4 protein-coding genes are annotated in these 4,975 nt (G+C 35.1%); all 4 read left to right on the top strand.

The genetic code is table 11. From position 1 onward, the window contains the following. The first annotated feature begins 107 nt into the window (after window positions 1–107). The 4 genes from GTQ34_RS16490 to GTQ34_RS16475 all read left to right on the top strand — a co-directional run bounded on the left by GTQ34_RS16490 (window position 108) and on the right by GTQ34_RS16475 (window position 4,715). Window positions 108–782, top strand: coding sequence for a recombinase family protein (locus GTQ34_RS16490; RefSeq protein WP_166524910.1), 675 nt, complete (start codon window positions 108–110; stop codon window positions 780–782). Window positions 783–876: 94 nt separating this feature from the next. Next, window positions 877–1,260, top strand: a complete 384-nt coding sequence (locus GTQ34_RS16485; RefSeq protein ID WP_166524909.1) for a hypothetical protein — start codon at window positions 877–879, stop codon at window positions 1,258–1,260. A gap of 411 nt (window positions 1,261–1,671) precedes the next feature. Continuing rightward, complete coding sequence (locus GTQ34_RS16480; RefSeq protein ID WP_166524908.1) at window positions 1,672–4,029, top strand: T9SS type A sorting domain-containing protein; 2,358 nt, start codon at window positions 1,672–1,674, stop codon at window positions 4,027–4,029. Continuing rightward, a complete protein-coding gene (locus GTQ34_RS16475) occupies window positions 4,026–4,715 on the top strand; it encodes a fibronectin type III domain-containing protein (RefSeq protein ID WP_166524907.1) in 690 nt (229 codons plus the stop codon). Before GTQ34_RS16480 ends, GTQ34_RS16475 begins: the two co-directional genes overlap by 4 nt. The last annotated feature ends 260 nt before the right edge of the window (window positions 4,716–4,975 follow it).

The following is a 4,975-nucleotide window of genomic DNA, read 5'->3' as shown; positions in this document are numbered from 1 at the left end:
ACCGTTTTATTGAACTTTCATTGTAAAACGAGTTCACTGATTCTAAAGAGTTTACTTTTTCGGTACACTTAAATAGTTTACCTTATATACCCTTTTTTACACCTAAGATGAAGTTCGGTTATGCAAGAGTGAGCACAAAATCACAGAAACACGATTTACAGGTGGATGCCTTTTTAAAGGAAGGAATCAAACCCAAGAACATCTATGCCGATATTTCATCTGGAGCAAAAGCGGAAAGAAAGGGTCTTGATGAACTTTTATCCATTTTGCGTGAAGGTGACACTCTTGTGGTTTGGAAATTGGACAGAATTGCCAGAAGCCTATCACATCTGACCAAGCTCATCGAAGATTTTGAAAAGAAGGGAATCCACTTCAAAAGCATTCAGGAAAGTTTCATTGATACCACTTCCCCACACGGCAGGTTTATCTTCAACTTATTTGCATCTGTTGCCCAATTGGAAAGAGATATAATTATTGAACGTACACGGGCAGGAATGGAAAGCTCAAGAAGACGTGGATTGAAAATTGGTCGGAAACCTGGTCTTAGTAAACAAGCATTGAACAAGGCTATGTTGGCGGAAAGATACTATAGGGACAACAAACTGAGCATTGAGGAGATCATGAAACTCATTGATGTTGGTTCTAAAAAGACCCTCTATAAATATTTGGCGTACCAAGGCAGAAGAAAGTGTGTTGAGTGTGGAATTTTGTTTTGGGACAAGAAACAGGCTTTGGGTAAAGCTTATTGCAAAAAGCACAAGAAGAAAATCAAAACCGATTGACTGTTTTACTCCCCTTTCACCGAAAACCCAATTTTTGATTAATGGAAATTTCCTACATTTAAGACCAATACATTACGACCAACTAAACTAACCAATGGAAAAAACATTTTTCAAAAACCAAACATTTCAGATTTTTATAATAGCTCTACTTGGATTCTTCATTTGTTGGAATTTATATGCATTCATCACTACTAAGAGCCTTGTTTCCCTTATCCCCACTATTATTCAACTTATTGTGCTTTCATTGATATTAATGAAGCATAAGCATGCAAAAATGGGGATTAATCTCTGGTCCGTGTTACTTATGTTGGGGGGTGGACTGGTTATTCTAGGAAAACTTATGAAATTTTTTATAGGGGATGATATTACCGATGGTTTGGGCAAACTAGTTTTAAACATCTTAATATTATCCGCAGGAATTATAATCTACAATTTCAATCAGAAAACTGTAGAGGTAATACGTACAGATGAAAATTGAAATAAATTATAATAGGAGTTAAAATAAACGATTGTGACTGAACAAACCAAATACAATTTCAACTTAAAATAAGTCAGAATATTATAATAAAATGGAGGAACAAAAGAATAACTTTAAACTATCCAAAGTCAATTGGATTTTTGCAATAATAGTAATTGGAATCTCATCATTTGTTTTTCTCAAAAAGGATGGGTACTAAACCGAAAAAATATTGCAAAACTTAAGCATAGCCCTCCAATATGGTTGTATATGCATAAGAAAGTTCAGTATATAAACAAGTTGTAAAACATAATCATGAAAGTCAAAATCATAATATTTTATCTCTTAGTAGTCAGTCAGTCCGCTTACTGTCAGGACTCGCTGTATCTAGATTGGAGCAAATCAGTAGAATCCAATTTTAAACTAAAGCAAATGGCGGAGAACATTGCTAATTATTCAGTCTTATCTACCAACAATGGAAGTTTTCTTTCAACTGGAAGTCAAGATCCATTTACAAAAGGTCCAATTGTAACGCACTTTGACTGTAAAGGTGACACGATTTGGATGAAAAGTTATGGGTTTGAAGGTGAAGAAGATTTTATGTTTGGCATTGCTAAAATAAATGATAATAGATATTCCATTGTTGGCTACACCTCTAAAAATGAAATCTTCTCAGATCCAATTGATGGAATTATCTACGACATTGATACACTTGGTAATACCTTGGGATATAATACTTACGGCGGCTCAAAATTTGATGTTTTATATGCGACGGTAGCCCATAACGATCAAATCTATTCTTGTGGTGCTTCACAATCAAGTGATAATGATTTGAAAGAAAACAAAGGAAGTAATGATATGTGGGTAATTAAAACTGACTCGGAAGGAAGGTTGCTATGGTCTACAGCAATAGGTGGGTCAAAAGCAGAAAGTGCGTTTTCAATAGCTCTAACAACAGACAATCACATTGTAATAGCTGGTAATACTGGGTCAGATGACGGGGATATCAATGGCGCGATTGGAAATTCTGATGGCATTGTAGCGAAGTTAGACCTTGATGGAAACTTGGTTTGGACAAAGGTTCTTGGAGGATTAGGATTAGATGCCTTTGCAAAAGTTCTACCAACATCTGATGGTAATATTATTGCTACGGGATACACAATTCCAGACAATGGAAGAAGCGATATACTCACAGTCAAATTAGACCCAGATGGAAATACACTTTGGAGCAAAACCTATGGTGGGAGTGATTGGGAGGTTTCACAAGACATAATTGAACATAACAACGGCTACCTCATTGCTGGTAGCACCAATTCGACAGATATTTCCGGCATTGACATCAAAGGAGATTTTGATTTTTTATTCTTGAAATACGGTATTGATGGTGAGTTAAAATGGACAAATACCTACGGAGGAACCGAAGATGATCGTTCGGTTGGATTTGCAAAAATGAATGATGAAAGTATTGTCACTTATGGATATACAGAATCAATTGATGGCGATGTAAATGCCAATTCAGAAGAAGAGTTAAGAAGATATTGGTTGTTGAAACTAGCAAATGAACCTCGATTTATTCCAAAGATTAATTCAGTAGAAGTTGATTCTATTGGACTATCACTTGAGTGGACTGCTTCCGATAAGATTGAAAACTACCTTTTAGAGATAACCTCTGAAGACGAAGATTTTCAATTAATCAATTCAAATGAACCATTTAAGGAAGTTAATAACTTAACCCCCAGTACCTATTATACGGCTCGAGTTGGTTACAGCGGCTATTGCGATTACCTATATCAATCAAAAGATAGTGTTGTTCTGACGCTTCCCGTCGCACCAAAATCAATTCGAGATAGCCTTGATAATAATGGAGATTTTAAAGTGGATTGGAATGAGTCAAGAAACATTGATTTTTATGAAATAGAGATAGCCCATGATCCCGAGTTTGAGGAATTATTAGAGCCATACAATCCACTGGTTACTTCCGCGACTACTATTACCGTCGAAAACGCTGGGAACATTTTTTATTATAGAATTAGGGCAAAAAACAAATCAGGATACTCCGATTATTCTAGTACAAAAGTTTTGGTTGGGCCAACTGATTTGTCCATTAAGGTAATCGGGGAATCTTGTTTTAATAAGAATAATGGTCAAATAATCGTTACTGCGCCCAACACCTATGATTATATTGCCAATCTTGATGATATTAACTATAACTTCAATTCCAATTTGACCATTGACAATTTAAATGGAGGTGATTACACGTTGTGTATCAGATTAGCAGCAGAACCAGATTTCGAACAGTGTTACAATCTTAGAGTAGAGGCAGCACAGGAAATATCCGGCAAGTCAAAAACATCAAAAGTACACTCAAAATATTTAGAGAATATTGAAATTGTTTCTGGTAGCGCTCCATACACCGTTTCCGTTAATGGGAATCAAGTTTTAAAAACAATGTCATCCTCATTTTCGGTAGATGTCAAGGTCGGAGATTTTATAAGTGTTTCTTCTAAATTTCCTTGTGAAGGTATATTCAAAAAACAAATTCACCCTGAAACCCTTTCTTTATTATACCCAAACCCCACAAAAGATTGGGTACATATTATGGTTCCTGAAGAAAACGGAAAAGATGTTTTCGTTGAAATTTACAATAGCAATAACCAATTACTAAAAAAAGAGGTTTTTGTGGTTAGTGACAATTCAATTCTAGTGAGTCTGTTAGGTAGACCTAATGGAATTTACTTTTTAAAAATAGAAACGGAGAATCCTATTCTCTTCAAAGTTATCAAACAATGAAAAGGTTATTAATTTTACTTGTAGTAGTTTTCATTCATTCCTGTAGCAAATCAGAAAACAATCCTGATTCGCCGGTCGATGAGACCGAAAATACCGCACCGAGTGTTCCAGTGACTATCTATCCTACCAATGGACTTCTATGTATTGAGAACCCTATTGAATTTAGTTGGAACTCGGCTATAGATAAAGAAGGTGATGAAATTACCTATGAAATTGAAATAGCAAGTGATGAATCTTTTACAAATTTGATTGAAAAAACAACGGTTAACGAAACTAAAAAAACCTTTACACTGGAAAAGGGAATTGAACTCAATTGGAGGGTAAGAGCTAAGGACAATAAAAACAACGTCAGTGATTTTTCTACAAATTGGAAATTCTATACTGAAGGTGAAGGTATAGTCAACTACCTACCTTTTAAACCAACCCTATTAAACCCAATTTTAAATTCAACAGTAACCGGAAATTCTGTATCATTGGAATGGTCCTCTAGCGATGTTGATGGGGATGAGTTGGTTTATGACCTTTATTTTGGAAATAGTAATCCTCCGAGTCTATTCCAAGAAAACATAAGTGATAACACCTACTCCATAGGTATTATTGAAAATCAAATCTATTATTGGAAAATCATTGTTAAAGATGGAAATGGTGGAGAAGCAATCGGTAACGTTTGGAATTTTAAAAGTTGATTCATCTAACTGAAAGAATCACTGAGGTGAATGACGAATTAAAACCTTTTACAACACAACCTATAAACAATAAGGGCTTCAGGCTTATTCTAAAGGTTTGTGTGTTTTTGTGAAGTCCACAAAATCTTTTGGATTTTGCTCTGAATAGGAAAAAATAAATCAAAACAAAAAGATTTCGTTATGTGCGTGGCGGAAAGCAAACGTTAGTTTGCCCCCGAACTGTTCATAGCTCAACCGTTAAAGTTCAAATAAACGATTCG

This window comes from Flagellimonas ochracea, assembly GCF_009903685.1.
GTDB lineage: Bacteria > Bacteroidota > Bacteroidia > Flavobacteriales > Flavobacteriaceae > Flagellimonas > Flagellimonas ochracea.
This window is presented reverse-complemented; position numbering and strand designations above follow the sequence as displayed.

Coding starts and splice junctions, on each gene's coding strand:
- GTQ34_RS16480 (WP_166524908.1), top strand. CDS start 1,672: ATGGCGGAGAACATTGCTAATTATTCAGTCTTATCTACCAACAATGGA.
- GTQ34_RS16485 (WP_166524909.1), top strand. CDS start 877: ATGGAAAAAACATTTTTCAAAAACCAAACATTTCAGATTTTTATAATA.
- GTQ34_RS16475 (WP_166524907.1), top strand. CDS start 4,026: ATGAAAAGGTTATTAATTTTACTTGTAGTAGTTTTCATTCATTCCTGT.
- GTQ34_RS16490 (WP_166524910.1), top strand. CDS start 108: ATGAAGTTCGGTTATGCAAGAGTGAGCACAAAATCACAGAAACACGAT.